The organism is Peribacillus sp. NPDC060253 (genome assembly GCF_042727425.1).
In the GTDB taxonomy this organism is placed as follows: domain Bacteria; phylum Bacillota; class Bacilli; order Bacillales; family DSM-1321; genus Peribacillus.
Window position 1 is genome coordinate 1 of sequence record NZ_JBHXAS010000055.1, and the last position, 14,773, is coordinate 14,773.

General features: G+C 40.3%; 14 protein-coding genes and 1 other annotated feature (1 of these 15 cut by a window edge). Of the genes, 12 read left to right on the plus strand and 2 right to left on the minus strand.

Going from position 1 to position 14,773, the window contains the following annotated elements; genetic code table 11:
- Nucleotides 1-275: 275 nt before the first annotated feature.
- Both ACFWE9_RS15125 and ACFWE9_RS15130 read left to right on the plus strand, forming a co-directional pair.
- A complete protein-coding gene (locus ACFWE9_RS15125) occupies nucleotides 276-1,130 on the plus strand; it encodes a RhaT/GlcU family sugar-proton symporter (protein WP_230157246.1) in 855 nt (284 codons plus the stop codon).
- Nucleotides 1,131-1,145: 15 nt separating this feature from the next.
- Entirely contained in the window at nucleotides 1,146-1,931 is a 786-nt protein-coding gene (locus tag ACFWE9_RS15130; RefSeq protein ID WP_230157244.1) for a glucose 1-dehydrogenase, read from the plus strand.
- Between the two features lie 116 nt (nucleotides 1,932-2,047).
- Here ACFWE9_RS15130 and ACFWE9_RS15135 read toward each other — a convergent pair whose 3' ends face one another.
- Nucleotides 2,048-2,593 (minus strand): NADPH-dependent FMN reductase, encoded by a 546-nt coding sequence (locus ACFWE9_RS15135; protein ID WP_230157242.1) that lies wholly within the window; start codon nucleotides 2,591-2,593, stop codon nucleotides 2,048-2,050.
- A 361-nt stretch (nucleotides 2,594-2,954) separates the two neighbouring features.
- Here ACFWE9_RS15135 and lepB point away from each other — a divergent pair, with 361 nt between their 5' ends.
- Together lepB and cobT are read left to right on the plus strand one after the other, a co-directional pair.
- Nucleotides 2,955-3,503 carry a signal peptidase I gene (gene lepB, locus ACFWE9_RS15140; protein ID WP_230157240.1) on the plus strand — a complete coding sequence of 183 codons (549 nt, stop codon included), beginning with the start codon at nucleotides 2,955-2,957 and terminating at the stop codon, nucleotides 3,501-3,503.
- A 105-nt stretch (nucleotides 3,504-3,608) separates the two neighbouring features.
- Nucleotides 3,609-4,655, plus strand: coding sequence for a nicotinate-nucleotide--dimethylbenzimidazole phosphoribosyltransferase (gene cobT, locus ACFWE9_RS15145; protein WP_230157238.1), 1,047 nt, complete (start codon nucleotides 3,609-3,611; stop codon nucleotides 4,653-4,655).
- Nucleotides 4,656-4,742: 87 nt separating this feature from the next.
- Here the strand turns inward: cobT and ACFWE9_RS15150 are convergent, their stop codons facing one another.
- The gene (locus ACFWE9_RS15150) at nucleotides 4,743-6,152 is read right to left on the minus strand and encodes a sigma-54 interaction domain-containing protein (RefSeq protein ID WP_377357488.1); all 1,410 of its coding nucleotides are present in this window, start codon (nucleotides 6,150-6,152) and stop codon (nucleotides 4,743-4,745) included.
- A 548-nt stretch (nucleotides 6,153-6,700) separates the two neighbouring features.
- Here ACFWE9_RS15150 and ACFWE9_RS15155 point away from each other — a divergent pair.
- The 8 genes from ACFWE9_RS15155 (at nucleotide 6,701) to ACFWE9_RS15190 (ending at nucleotide 14,440) form a co-directional block, all read left to right on the plus strand.
- Complete coding sequence (locus ACFWE9_RS15155) at nucleotides 6,701-8,383, plus strand: alpha-keto acid decarboxylase family protein (protein WP_377357490.1); 1,683 nt, start codon at nucleotides 6,701-6,703, stop codon at nucleotides 8,381-8,383.
- A 579-nt stretch (nucleotides 8,384-8,962) separates the two neighbouring features.
- Nucleotides 8,963-9,094, plus strand: a complete 132-nt coding sequence (locus ACFWE9_RS15160; RefSeq protein ID WP_230157231.1) for an FbpB family small basic protein — start codon at nucleotides 8,963-8,965, stop codon at nucleotides 9,092-9,094.
- Nucleotides 9,095-9,113: 19 nt separating this feature from the next.
- Entirely contained in the window at nucleotides 9,114-9,278 is a 165-nt protein-coding gene (locus ACFWE9_RS15165) for a hypothetical protein (protein WP_230157230.1), read from the plus strand.
- 207 nt (nucleotides 9,279-9,485) lie between these two features.
- On the plus strand, nucleotides 9,486-10,070 hold the full coding sequence (locus tag ACFWE9_RS15170; RefSeq protein WP_290370548.1) for an acyltransferase: 585 nt from the start codon (nucleotides 9,486-9,488) through the stop codon (nucleotides 10,068-10,070).
- A 956-nt stretch (nucleotides 10,071-11,026) separates the two neighbouring features.
- Nucleotides 11,027-11,971, plus strand: coding sequence for a hypothetical protein (locus ACFWE9_RS15175; protein WP_377357493.1), 945 nt, complete (start codon nucleotides 11,027-11,029; stop codon nucleotides 11,969-11,971).
- A 30-nt stretch (nucleotides 11,972-12,001) separates the two neighbouring features.
- The gene (locus ACFWE9_RS15180) at nucleotides 12,002-12,763 is read left to right on the plus strand and encodes a right-handed parallel beta-helix repeat-containing protein (RefSeq protein WP_377357495.1); all 762 of its coding nucleotides are present in this window, start codon (nucleotides 12,002-12,004) and stop codon (nucleotides 12,761-12,763) included.
- A gap of 384 nt (nucleotides 12,764-13,147) precedes the next feature.
- Nucleotides 13,148-13,837 (plus strand): alpha/beta fold hydrolase, encoded by a 690-nt coding sequence (locus ACFWE9_RS15185; protein WP_377357497.1) that lies wholly within the window; start codon nucleotides 13,148-13,150, stop codon nucleotides 13,835-13,837.
- A gap of 183 nt (nucleotides 13,838-14,020) precedes the next feature.
- A complete protein-coding gene (locus ACFWE9_RS15190) occupies nucleotides 14,021-14,440 on the plus strand; it encodes a VOC family protein (protein WP_377357499.1) in 420 nt (139 codons plus the stop codon).
- A gap of 239 nt (nucleotides 14,441-14,679) precedes the next feature.
- Nucleotides 14,680-14,773: a binding site (T-box leader), on the plus strand; it runs 156 nt beyond the window's last position.

The window sequence follows — 14,773 nt, forward strand, 5'->3', positions numbered from 1 at the left end:
AAAACTGCATGTAATTTTTCGTCTATCGTATATTTAGTCAAAAAAACTGCACCTCCAATTGTTAGATGTTGTCTAACAATTGGGGTGCAGTTCAAGGGCAGCCCTTTTTGTGTTGAATCTATTTGTGGCGGATGTGTCTAAATCCAAATCAATCTTCCCTTCATAAAAATGATACTTCATAAAATTACCAAGACTCAATTCAAAGAATGCGAACATATTAAAAGAAGACAAAAAATTTCCTGCATTGGATTTGAACTTACATATGGGGGTTGAAGATGGATATATTATTAGCTCTCTTACCGGCATTATTCTGGGGAAGCATCGTTTTATTCAATGTGAAACTAGGTGGGGGACCCTATAGTCAAACATTAGGTACAACGATTGGCGCCTTGATTTTTTCAATTGGGGTTTTTATTTTTGCTGATATTAAGTTGTCTCTTTTGGTGTTTGGAGTAGGGGTTGTCTCTGGTCTTTTTTGGGCTGTTGGACAAGCTAATCAGCTTAAGAGCATTGATTTAATGGGCGTATCCAAAACGATGCCGATCTCAACCGGGTTGCAGCTCATATCGACCACCTTATTCGGAGTCATTGTTTTTCACGAATGGTCCACAATGAAAGCGATCATTTTAGGGGTTTTGGCCTTAGTTTTCATTATTATTGGTATTGTCCTGACTTCATTGGAAGATAAAGAGTCAAAAGAGGGTAAAAAGGGAAACTTGAAGAAAGGAATCGTTATTCTCCTCATCTCGACGTTTGGTTATTTGGTCTATGTGGTCGTTGCCCGTCTTTTTGATGTTAATGGCTGGTCGGCGTTGTTCCCTCAAGCGATTGGTATGGTGATAGGCGGTCTGTTATTGACTTTTAAACATAAACCGTTTAACAAATATGCGATTCGGAATATCATTCCCGGATTGATATGGGCTGCAGGTAACATGTTTTTATTCATTTCCCAGCCTCGTGTGGGAGTCGCTACGAGTTTTTCCCTATCTCAAATGGGCATAGTCATCTCAACTCTCGGCGGGATCATCATTTTACGTGAGAAGAAAACAAAACGCCAACTGATTGGAATCATTATTGGAATTATCTTGATCATCATAGCCGGGATTATGCTAGGACTGGCAAAAAGTTAATTGGAGGGCGATGAAATGTATACAGATATAGAAGGTAAGGTCGTTGTGATAACCGGTTCATCCACTGGGTTGGGAAAAGCGATGGCCATTCGCTTTGCACAGGAAAAGGCAAAGGTCGTGGTTAATTATCGCAATAAATCAGAGGAAGCGGATAGTGTATTGGAAGAAATCAAAACCAATGGTGGGGAAGCTGTTGCAGTGAAAGGCGATGTCACTGTTGAAGAAGATATGATTAACCTTGTTCAATCTGCGATAAAGGAATTCGGCAAACTTGATATATTCATTAATAATGCAGGAATAGAAAATCCTGTTCCATCGCACGAAATGCCGTTAAGCGACTGGAATAGAGTAATCAATACCAACTTGACAGGCAATTTCTTAGGCTGCCGTGAAGCAATCAAGTATTTTGTAGAGAACAATGTTAAAGGGAATGTAATAAACATGTCCAGTGTACATGAGATGATTCCCTGGCCCTTATTCGTTCACTACGCAGCAAGCAAGGGCGGTGTGAAGTTGCTTACGGAAACCCTGGCGCTTGAGTATGCGCCGAAAGGGATTCGTGTGAACAGCATTGGGCCTGGAGCCATAGCCACGCCAATAAATGCTGACAAGCTTGAAGATCCCGAAAAGAAAAAGGATCTGGAAAGCATGATTCCAATGGGGTATATCGGAAAGCCTGAGGAAATTGCCGCGGTTGCTGCATGGCTGGCTTCTTCAGAATCCAGTTATGTAACGGGCATCACTCTATTCGCTGATGGCGGGATGACCAAATATCCTTCGTTCCAAGCTGGAAGAGGATAAGTCATCCGCTTGGAAAAGGCGCAAATCAGCCATTGAGGTAAAGGGTCGCTTCTCACGATTCTTGATTAAAATAATCCCGGCAGGATCAATTCCTGCCGGGATTTTTGTTTAAAAGATTATCGAGTGTGATGATTATACCAGTTTATGAAATTATCAACGACCGTATCGATGAACTGGACAGTCGATTCATGTGTAAGACTTCCGTCACTATCGATTTTATCATGCACGGCTCCAACGTATACTTCATTCCCAGGGAGAAGTGGGGAGGAGATACCTAGAGCAAATAAGATTTCACGCAAATGCAATTGAGCTTTAACTGTTCCTAATTGCCCCATGGACGCACCCATGATCCATGAAGGTTTACCGATCAATACCTTATCGACACGCGATAACCAATCGATGGCATTGCCCAATACCCCTGGAATCGTCCCGTTGTATTCAGGTGTTACCCATAGGACTGCATCTGCATCAGCCACTTTACTTTTAAATTCATTTACGACTGCAGGAGGATCATTTTCAATATCTTGGTCATAGAAAGGAAGATCCCGAATGTTTAAGATTTCGAGATCAAACCGATCTTGATATCTAGTTTGAATATATTTAGCAAGCTTTAGGTTATAAGACTCTTTACGAATACTTCCCACTATTGCAACAACTTTCATCATCATTACCTCCGACAGTTTATTTTTCATGGATAATCATGTTAATAAGTTCCACTTACCTATTATAATTGGAAATTAAATGAAAGGGAAAAAGGATGCTTAGGAAATAATCTTTCAGCGATCCTAAGAAGCGAGCATTCGTTGATACCAAGTAAGTGCATGAGCCGTTTTTAAGGCCACCTATTTTCCTGTTTCAGACATGTACATGTAAAATCGACTCTTTAGCTATGAAAAAATGATTCATTCTCGCAAGCTGTACATGAATATGTTACAATTTTTCCAGTTGAAACTGGACGATATTCTGAAAGATCATCGGTTTTCAAAGTGTTAGCCGTTCACTATGGAGGGGAGGAGGTCTAGCATGCAGGATGATAGGAAAAGTGAAGTATTCTCGTGGTTGAAATCTATCTTATTTGCGATAATGGTCGTATTTATTTGCCAACAGTTTTTATTTACGCCAGTGACCGTCAAAGGTGAATCCATGGAGCCGACTTATGAAAACGATGATCGGATCGTAGTAACTAAAGTCGGAAAGCCCGAACGTTTTGATATGGTTGTATTTAATGCTCCAGACAGGGATGAGTTGTATATAAAAAGGGTGATCGGTTTACCAGGTGACAGTGTAGTTATGCAAGATGATGTGCTATATATCAATGGGAAAAAGTATACAGAACCGTATTTGGAAACAAAAAAAGCGGAAATTCCAAGGGGAGAAAATCTGACGGAGAATTTCAACCTGAAAGATTCGTTTGGGAAAACCAAGGTACCAGTTGGTTCTTTATTTGTCATGGGGGATAATCGCAGGAATAGTTGGGATGGAAGAGGATTTGGTTTTATTTCTGAGCAGTCACTTGTAGGCAAAGCGGAAATTCGTATCTATCCTTTAAATAAAATGGGAGCGCCGAAGTAATAATCGTAGATAATTATGTGGACGATGTTATATTTATAACAGATGATGGATAAGAACCTTTTCCGATGGGGAAGGTTTTTCATTTTGAATTTTGGAGGGGTTAATATGACGAATGGGTTAGCACCCATCTCCATCCCGATGCTGGATGAAGAAATGGGACGGCAAGTGAAAGGCCATGTTGATTCGCTGACTGTTCCTCAGGGAAGCTTAGGACGTCTTGAAGAATGGATCATCGAATTGGCCAAGATGACAGGAGCGGCATTTCCTGACATTTCGAAACCGGGAGTGATCGTTTTTGCAGCAGATCATGGAATAACGGAAGAGGGAGTTTCTGCTTATCCAAAAGAAGTGACAGAGCAAATGGCACTCAATTTCTTGAATGACGGAGCAGCCATCAATGTATTCAGCCGTGCGATAGGCGCTTACTTGGACATTGTAGATATAGGGATCGATGCAGATATCGAAGAACCGGAATTAACCTCAAGAAAGGTCCGCCGTGGAACCAGGAACTTTTATAAAGAAGATGCGATGACACGGGAAGAAGTCATTCAAGCGCTTGAAATTGGATTTGACCGTGCACAGGAAATGATTGCTCGTGGAGCGAATTGCCTGATCCTTGGTGAAATGGGAATCGGAAATACGACAGCCAGTTCCGCCATCATCTCGGTCGTAAGCGGGAAAAGCGTAGAATCACTAGTGGGACAGGGAACAGGATTGAAATCGGAAGGTATTTTACATAAGCAAAGAATTATTGAAAAAGCGATTTCACTAAGAAATCCTAGTCCCGATGATCCTATCAATATATTAATGAAAATCGGGGGATTCGAGATTGCAGGTATGGCAGGTGCCATGCTCGCTGCAGCGAACAGCCGTATACCCATTCTTGTTGACGGATTCATTACGACCACCGCTGCTGTCTTGGCCAACCTTATTTCAGACCGTGCAGCCGATTATATGTTTGTTGGACATCAATCGGCAGAACCAGGTCATAGAACGGCCATAGAATTACTGGGTAAGAATCCGATCCTCGATTTAGGGATGAGAATTGGAGAAGGAACAGGAGCCGCCGTGGCATACCCTATTCTAAAGGCAGCGACATTGGTCATTAAAGAGATGGCAACATTTGAGTCGGCAGGCGTATCAAATAAGTAAGAAAAAGAGACCTTCAATGTGAAGGTCTCTTTTTTTATAAGACTTCAATCCGCTTTTCCAGCTCCACGACAGGAATGAATGAGCCTTTTAGTTCCCTTGCTGAATGGTTAGTTGATTTTTATATTTTTTCATCTTCCTAACGACGGAAGGCTGGCTAATCCCTAAAAATTCAGCCATTTCATAGGTGGATTTACATTGTTTACTAGCTTTCAACATCATCCATTTTTCCACTTGTTCAAGAGCGGTCTTTAGATCATGGTCCTCAACCATCATTTGATCGATCATTAGGATATCATCTTTTTTTTCCAGGGATTCTTGTCCATGGAAATGGGAGGGGAGGAAGCCTGGGAAAATGATGGAGTCTTCCGAGGTCAAAATGAGCCGTTCAATTAGATTTTCCAATTCCCGCACGTTCCCTGACCATTTATGCTTAATCAGGATTTCGTAAGTGGAAGGGTGCAATTTCTTATCGGTTTTGTACTTCTTGTTGATGATTTCGAGATTATGATTGATTAAGATGGCAATATCTTCTTTTCTTTCCCGTAAAGGCGGTATTTGGACGGGAATCACATTTAAGCGGTAATACAAATCGAGCCTGAATGCTCCCTTTTCAACCATTTCCTCAAGGTTTTGATTGGTTGCTGTTACAAGCCGGAAATCTATCTTATGCTCTTTCTTTCCGCCCACTCTTTTAAAAGTCTTCTCCTGCAGGACATTTAATAGTTTTACTTGCATATCCAGGGGAAGTTCCCCGATTTCATCCAGAAATAAAGTTCCGTTATCTGCCTGTTCAATCATACCTTGCTTTCCATGCTTTTGCGCCCCGGTGAAGGATCCTGCTTCATAACCAAACATTTCAGATTCAAAGAGACTTTCTGGAATGGTACTGCAATTGACTTCGATGAATGGCTCTTTGCTGCGGTAACTTTGATTATGGAGTCGGCGGGCAAAAACGCTCTTTCCAACACCCGATTCCCCAAGAAGCATGACGGTGGCATCCGTTTTGGAAACACGGAGTATCGTATTGGCGATTTGCTGCATTTCCTTGCTGCGATAGATCAGCTCTTCCTGTTCCCTAAGTTCCTCGACCTCCGATTGGTATTCTTGGATCTTTTTCTCCAATTGCCCATATTGATCCTGGAGGTTCCTAATTTCAGTTTGATCTTGAGCATAACTGACGACACGGACCAAATCACCATCATCATCAAAGATGGGAAAGGCAGTCGACATGACGATTTTCCCCGTCTTTGTCTGCTGCATAATCTGGACAGGTGTTTTTTCTTTCAATACCATGGCGGAAATCGAAGGTGAAAGTATTCCTTCCGTTTCGAGCTGGTAAACGGATTTTCCTAGATAATGGTCGGGTTCAATTCCATAAATCCACCAATGGTTAGGATTCGTAAATAAAATGAATCCCTTTTCATCGGTCACGGTAATATTGTTATTGGAAGTGCTAATGATGCATTCCAAAACTCTTTTTACATTCTTATCACTCATCATTTTCCCCCTATCCCATTGTTCCGGTGATTCAAATATAAATCAAAAACAAGGAATAAATCAAGAATTTTCAGATACCTTAATTTGAAATTGAATCATTTTTCATACATATGGCATATGAGCACCTTGAAAGGATATCGAGTGGAGGGAGTGTCAAACTGTTATATATATGAACTTAACAAAAATGGACGTTTCGTGAGCTGAAGTGGTTCTTTCGATGCCGCCATCAGAATAGCTTAGAATCGTATTTTCGAAATATAGAAAAATAAAAAGTGAAGTGAAAATTGATATTGGTTTTAATTTGCTTTGCAATAGGTTTTTCATTTTTGTCACTTTGGATGACTTCCGAGGAGATAGGGATATATCTCTTATATTGTTTCGGAACCTCCCTGATGCCGAGGTCGATTATGGTGAAGTTTAGGAACTATTGCAGTTCCTACTGGTGTGAAAGGTGGGCTGCAAAGGCAGCCCTTTTTTATATGGATAACTAAACGGTTAACCTATATCTGTTTGGGTATAAATAAAGGAGAGATGAATCGAATGAAGGAGTGATTAATTTGGCAGGGAACAGAACCTTGGGACAGTATTTGTACGACTGCTTGAAGGCAGAAGGCATTTCAGAGATTTTTGGTGTGCCTGGAGACTATAATTTCTCATTGCTGGATACTTTGGAAGAATACGATGGAATCGAATTCATTAATGGACGAAATGAACTCAATGCTGGTTACGCGGCGGATGCATATGCCCGTGTGAAGGGCATATCTGCACTGATCACCACATTTGGTGTCGGTGAAATGAGCGCATGTAATGCAGTCGCTGGTGCTAACAGTGAAAATGTGCCCCTCATTCATATTGTCGGCTCGCCAAAGTCCACGATGCAAAAGGAAAAGGCGCTTGCCCATCATACGTTAATGGACGGAGATTTTGACGTTTTTCGTAAGATTTATGAGCACATCACGAGCTATACGGCGATTCTTACACCAGAAAACGCTGCTAGGGAGATACCGGCAGCAATCAGAATCGCGAAGGAAAAGAAAAAGCCCGTTTATCTTGTAGTGGCTATTGATCTCGTGACAAAACCGGTGATTTCTCAAAGCAAGCTTTCGGAAAATGAATCAAAAACGAATGATGATGCACTGCAGTCAGCGATCGAGCACATAAAAAGAATGTTAGAGCCTGCAAAAAAAACAGTTCTGCTTGTCGACGTGAAAACACTTCGTTATCACCTGCAGAATTCCGTGCAGCATTTGGCTGAGCGGTTGAATGTTCCAGTCGCTTCGTTGATGCAGGGGAAAAGTGGATTTGATGAGAGCCATCCTCAGTATATTGGTGTATACGGCGGAGCTTTCGGATGTATGGATGTAACCGAGATCGTTGAGGGGGCGGATTGTGTTATTGCCGTTGGTCCAGTTTGGTCTGACACAAATACCTCAAAAAGTACGGCAAAGCTTAATCCTCTTAAAATGGTAGAGATTCAACCCGACTCTTTAAAAGTGGGAGCAGCCAGCTATATGAACGTCAAGGCGGAGGATATTTTACATGCCTTGCAGGAAATTGGCTACAGGCAGGATGAATCTGTTGGAAAAATATCATTTCCGTATGACACGATGGTTGAGGACCCAGCAGCACTACTAAAAGCGGCTTCCTATTATCCACGTATACAGCAGATGTTGAAGGAAAATGACATTGTGGTCACGGAAACGGGAACATTCTCTTATGGGATGTCACAGGTTAGATTGCCAAGAGGGGCGACATATATAGCACAGGGAGGATGGCAGAGCATCGGGTATGCGACGCCCGCTGCCTTTGGTGCTTGTATAGCGGATAAAAACCGCCGTGTTCTTTTGTTTACCGGTGATGGCTCAATACAGCTGACGGCACAGGAAATCAGCTCGATGCTTGCGAACGGCTGCAAACCGATAGTTTTTATCCTCAACAATAACGGCTATACGATAGAAAAATATCTAAACGTAAAGGTCGATATCGAAAAGCAGAAATATAACGATATACCAGAGTGGGATTATACAAAACTAGCCGAAGCTTTTGGCCAGGAGGCGTTCACTGCGAAAGTCGAGACGAATAGGGAACTGGATGATGCCATCGTAAAAGCTCAGACCATGAATGCCGAAAAACTTTGCCTTATAGAAATGATCGTGAAAGATCCAATGGATGGACCGGAGTATCTTCAAAAAATGAGGCAATACCTTGAGAAGCAAGAGAAACAACAGTAATACCAAAAGGCCTTCTGTCAGGGAAGGCCTTTTTTGAGTGGGTGAAACGGAGTGCACACTTATATACCAAGAACCTTGAGTAAAGTATGCTTCAAGGATGTGAAAAAAGTAAACAGAATATTTCCAGCTTTGTATGACACAAATAGAACAGACTTAGCTGTCATCGGTATAAGAAGACGAGCGCCTTTGATTGTTTTTTTTATGTACGTAACGCCGGAGAAGGATAGACCAAAAGCCTAGGAAACATATCGCGTTTCACTTGGCTTCTTTGGCATGCCTGCTTTTGGCTTTTTCACCACTCACTAGTTTGATGGGCATGAAACGCAGCCTCATTGTAGAAAGCATCATCTAAGCTTTTATGATTAAAAGAAACAAAGGATTGGGCAATCCAAATCACCTGAGTCCTACATACCTGAAGATAAATGGGTAGTCTTCCAAGAGTGGTCTCTGTCATTTCAAAATTGAAACCGAGAAGCTTTAAATTGAGAGTAAGATGAAGAAGATCATAAAGTCACATATTTAGAAAAAATCCATTTCCAGTAGGGTTAGCTATTTCTTAGTAGATAAGGGGGAAAAAGAATGCGTAAATCTGTATCATTATCGCGGCTAATAGAGTCGAATAAAGAAAAACTAATCAATAATCAGATGTTTATAGATCGGGTAGAAGAAAAAATGGATAAAAAGCAAGTGGAAATGCAGGAAAAACCATAAAAAAAGGCAGGTGATGATGATGTTATTAAGAAAAGCCTGGTATTTACAACAAACGATTACCTATCATAGAAAAAAGAAGGATGAAATAGGTGAACGAAAGGATTTATCAAGCCTTGAAGGAGTCCGTGTCAGTAATCAACTCAATTATGCAATTTTGGAAATGCAAAGGTTAATGCGCAAGTGAGGATGGATTCAAAAAAATAATCATGGTCGGAACATTTGTAGGTATAGGTGTAACCGATTATTAATTTCGTGAATATTAAATCTATTCACGCTGAGAGAGTCTTAAAGCCATTAACCCTCCCTCTATTTTTGCATGTAGAAAGGCACTAGCTCCTTATGTTAAATATTAACATGTAAGAAAAAATTAAAAAAACGGAAGTGTATTAGGTTGACGAAAAATGAAAAGTTAAACTTGGAATCTGGTTTTTTCAAAATGTATTGGATTAAAATTAATAAAATGCTATTAAGAAAGATAGGCGGTTTATTGCCTCAATCGAATCACCCATTTGGGAAAATATTAGGCAGGAACTTCAGGAATTGGACTGCGAAACAGATTGCTAAAGAATTTGGTCAGGGAATTAGCGTTGAAAAAGGAGCTGAAATTCAACCCTCAGTTATATTGAAAGACGGTTGCACAGTTGGGGTTAATTGTAAGGTAGGTGCAGAAACGATTATAGGAAAAAACTCAAAGTTGGCTCCAGATTGCATGATCTTTACAAGAAACAAGAAGTTCCACAAAAAAGAAGGGAAATTTTATGGGTATCGGGAAGTCAAGCCAGTTATTATAAATGATAATTGTTGGATAGGAGCAAGGGTTATTATTTTGCCAGGAGTGGAAATTGGGGAAAGTTGTGTAGTTGGCGCAGGATCCGTCGTCACTAAAAGTATGCCGCCTTTTTCAGTCATTGCAGGTAATCCAGCCGAAGTAATGAAAGGCTTACTAACTGAAGAGGCACAAAAGGAAAAAATATAACCGGTATATATCCAATGGAAGAAAGAAGGGTTATTTAATCGGGTTTCAAATGACCTTCCTAGGAGATGATCGGAAACGGAAGCAAGGTTTCCTCGTTACAAGGAACAGTGTATATTGTACGTGTTCAGGTAATAAATGATCTTTCAAACATTTTATTAAACAGCGGTGGTAGCGCAATTTCAATTCTCGTCTTTTAATGAGACGGGATTTTTTAGAGGTGAAGGATACCACCCTTCGGGGAATAGTTTAGTTGAAAAAGTTATGAATGCAAGTATTAAAATAACCGTCATAGCGATTTTGAAAAAGGAATCGCTTTTCTTATGAGAACGAACAAGTACAAATGTGCCATAACAGCATTTTGCGGCTTTTAGGAGCTGCTGGTTTGATTCCTAGAAGGAATGTAACGTCATTATTAGCTGCATCAGAATTTGGTATAAATGAATATTCAAAGAAGTTCAATATCTAATAAAAAGGACAGCTTAAATTTGTATATTATAAAGAGAAGAATTTTAAGGGGTCAACTAAAACTACCTATTCAGATTTTTAAAATTAAAAAGAGGTGTTGTTAATGAGTAAGTATTGGTCTTATAAAATATTTTTAACTAGTGTGTTTATTATTGCCTCGATTATCTTTTATAAATTTGGATTTACTAGTGAAGGTTTAGTTTATTTTGTATGTTTTGCAATTCTTTTAAGTGTTTGGAGTATTATTAATCGTAAAATCAATTATAAAAAAAGACTTATTACTTTACGAAAAATATAAACACATTTTAGTTAACAAGTAACCGCTAAGAATCTAATAAAATGCTTGATGACCAAATTCATTTGCGTCAATAGCCGTTTTATTGGCACCACTACAGGGGAAGTCCAACGTCTTCACAGCCTTTTTGATTAATCAACACGCCACAAGGTAAAGAATGCATTGTTTCTTCCTCATCTTTTTCGAAGGAGTAGTTATGGGTAATGTATACAGAAATATCAGTATCCTCATTTTATCGCTAGTAGCGGCCTTCTCTCTCCAATCCGTCGCATACGGGAAAAATCCTGCCTGTGAGCCTTCAACGGGGAAAACCATTCATTTAAAAGACAAAGAAGGCAATCTAAAACAAATATTGACACTCGCACCAAATTCTACTTCGTCAACGGTACGGACGACCCTGAATAATGCCATTACGTCGGTTGCAGGCTATCCAAAAGATGAGTCGAGTGGGAGTCGGGGCACCTTACATTTATCAAAAGGAACATTCACCTCAAGTGCCTTTCTTCTTTTGAAAGAAGGCGTCACACTACAAGGAACAGTGGAAAATGGGAATCCAGCCACTACAATATGTACGGAATCAAAAAGTGATCCGGTCACCATTAAAATGGCGAGTGATACAGGCGTCAAGAACATTATCCTCGATGGGAAACGCAGGACGGAAGATTCGGAAGGGAATCCAAAAAAGTATTACTCCTCACGGCACAGAGGCATCGAAGCAACAGCTATTGAACAAAATAAATCCACAGATGATTTGGTTTCTACATACCCCACCTCGACACTGCTACGCAATATCACCATTGAAGATACCCACATCATTGGATATGAGGGATATGGCATTTATTTAGAGCGTGTAGAAGGGGTAACCATCAAAGGTTCAGATCCAGAATATAAGAGAAGCATGAAAATTTCAGATATCGGGTACGGGGGAATCGGGGGATATTCAGTCAATGATGTAACCGTCCAATATGCCATGGTCACCGATATCATGCCAGGTGCAACTGTAGGAAGCGCCCAACAAAGCTATGGGATGGCATTTAGTCATCGGAAGGATCCTATGGCGAGCCCGGAAAACCAAGCTAAGTTCCCGCGAAGCCAACAAATCCGCGTCGATCAGAATGTGGTCGCCAATAATCCGACATGAGAAGGGATTGACACGCATTCAGGGTACAACGTGCAATTCACGAAAAACGTCATTTTAAACACGCGCTTTCCAATCGTTGTCGGGGGGATGGATTATGATGAAGGGAAAATTTCAGCCTATCCACCTCGCAACATCACGATTTCCGGAAATCGAATTAATAGTGATGGAGAAGAAACCACCGATGATTATACGAAATATGGGATAAAAAAGGATAATACCATAAAAACCGAAAGAGGAATCTCGTTGAACGGCACCCGATACACCGATCTTTACAAAACAAAGATGGGATTTTTAGAAGGAGTCGTGGTCTTAGGTAATTATGTGAACAATGTGCAAGCTCAAGTAGAAACAAGGGGAGGCATCAGCATTCTCGCGACGGAAAAAGCGGAAATTAGGGGAAATACGGTAGAAAACAGCCTATATTTAGGCATTGTGCTGCTTGGCTCCAATAAAGCTCCAAACATACAAGGGAATATCATTCGTCAAAATGACAGGTACAAGAAACCATTCATCCAAAGTGGAATTGGAATCCGCAGTTCTCTTAAAAATGGAAACCCTACGAATGACAATACGACAAATCCATGGGCCAACGAGATAGATAATGACTTCACTGAAGTTGGTAATCGAACAGATTCCCAAACTACGTTGGAATATAATCTTTTGCATGGCTGGATAAGGTTCACTCCTGCACGCACGAATTTCGTGACTTTTGACTGGACTCAGTATGAAGCGATCAAATTGATGCAGGATAAGCGAGATTTCAAGTGGGAAAAGGAGAAGCAGCGGGAATAATAGTACAAGTTTTATAGTAATTAAAATCTGTGTATTTATGTATGTAAAGTCTAAGAGTTAGGCAGATAAACAAGTTTAATTTACAATATGTGTGGACTCGTTTCAAAAATGGGACGGACCAAATTATTTTTGGTATCGTTAATAAATTTTAATCTTTCGTCAACTCTATCTTTTCTTCGTAAAAATAACAAAAGAAAGTTTGATCAAAATCCTGTATTCATTTTAACAGGATTTTTTTGTATTTGTTGAAACTCCTGAAGTTTCCTCCATTAAAAGGGAAAAGGAGCTTGAGAAGGGAATAATCACATATCAGTTGAAATATATAAGGTATGTACAATAAATCGGGTTTCATAATAACGAAGTCCACTAAGGAGATGATCGCAGATGAAAACACGGGTGAATCAAATTAAATTGAATGGACTCACTTTTCAATATCGTGAGAGTGGGGAACCTTCTGCCCCGCCTATTGTTGCACTTCACGCGCTAGGGAAAGATTCAGAATCATGGGATCAAGTAGCTGCTGTATTAGGAGAAAAATACCGCGTTTTAGCATTAGATCAACGTGGTCATGGTGGGAGTGCAAGAGCGGGTACATACACTTTTGAACTGATGTGCGATGACTTGCTTCAATTTGCGGATGCTATGAATTTGGAACGGTTTACGCTAATTGGTCATTCCATGGGGGGAACAGTAGCCTATCTTTTTTCGGAAACATTTCCGTCAAGGGTTGAACGGCTGATTGTTGAAGACACACCTCCTCCTTTTCTGGATAAGCCGTTCGAAATTACTGCCAAGCCTTCTGATCCCCTACCGTTTGATTGGCTGGTCGTACCTTCGATTCTACGGCAACTTAATGAACCAAGTCCCGAATGGTGGGCGCGTCTTACAGACATTATCATGCCGACCCTTATTATAGGCGGTGGATCCAGTCATATTCCTCAAAATAAATTGCAGGAAGTTTCTGAGCTAATTCCGAATTGCCAGTTGGTGACGATAGAGGATGCTGGGCACTTTGTGCATGATGCTAATTTACCAGCCTTCTTAGCTGCCGTAAAAACTTTTCTTAAATCATGAGTTACCGTATGCTTTCGCCGATGGATACGTCGAGTTAGTTAGCCACCGTATAAGTCTACGACAAGGATAGCAAGGATTATCCCCATTACTGAAGATTCCTTACCCGTGCTTATTGTTTAATTTTAATTAGCACACCAAGTGAACGATATAATCATGTAACGAAAAATAGAGAGGGATGGGACAATGGAAGGTAAATGGCCCACAGAAATGAAAGTAGCGCAAATCCGAGTTGCACGCCCTACTGATCAACTGAAAAAAATTGAAAACTTCTATTGTGAAGGATTAGGTTTGAAAAAAATCGGTTCCTTTGAAGGACATGAAGGATATGACGGTATAATGATAGGGCTTCCTAATTCAAACTATCATTTAGAGTTTACGCAACATAAAGATGGAACTCCATGTCCAGCCCCAACAAAGGATAATCTGCTTGTCTTTTATATTCCTGATAGTAAAACCATTGAAGAAATCACAAAAAGATTGAAAGATATGGGGTATGATCCGGTATCCCCTGAAAATCCATATTGGGAACAATCAGGTGTTACAATTGAAGATCCAGATGGGTGGAGAATTGTATTAATGAATTCGCCAGGCATAGGAAATTAAAATGATAAATGCACATAAAAATTAAGATTTTACTTCAACAAGGGAGTTGCTTCGGTGGCTCTTTCTTATGGAACTAAAGGGCCCTAGGTTCACGCAACTAACGGGGTATTAGGAGCTGATTACTCTCCTTTTCTAACTATAGGGAAGGATGGGAAAAGGGAAATCAATAACTTCCTTTGATTTACCATTGATTTTTTTTCTGATTCATATAAAATAATGTCTAAATAATCAGATTTTATTTAAATTCTATGAAGAGAAAGAGTACGTTATTGTTTCTGATCCAAAGAGAGCTGGTGCTTGCTGAAAGCCAGTGTTCAGATAATGCCGAAAATC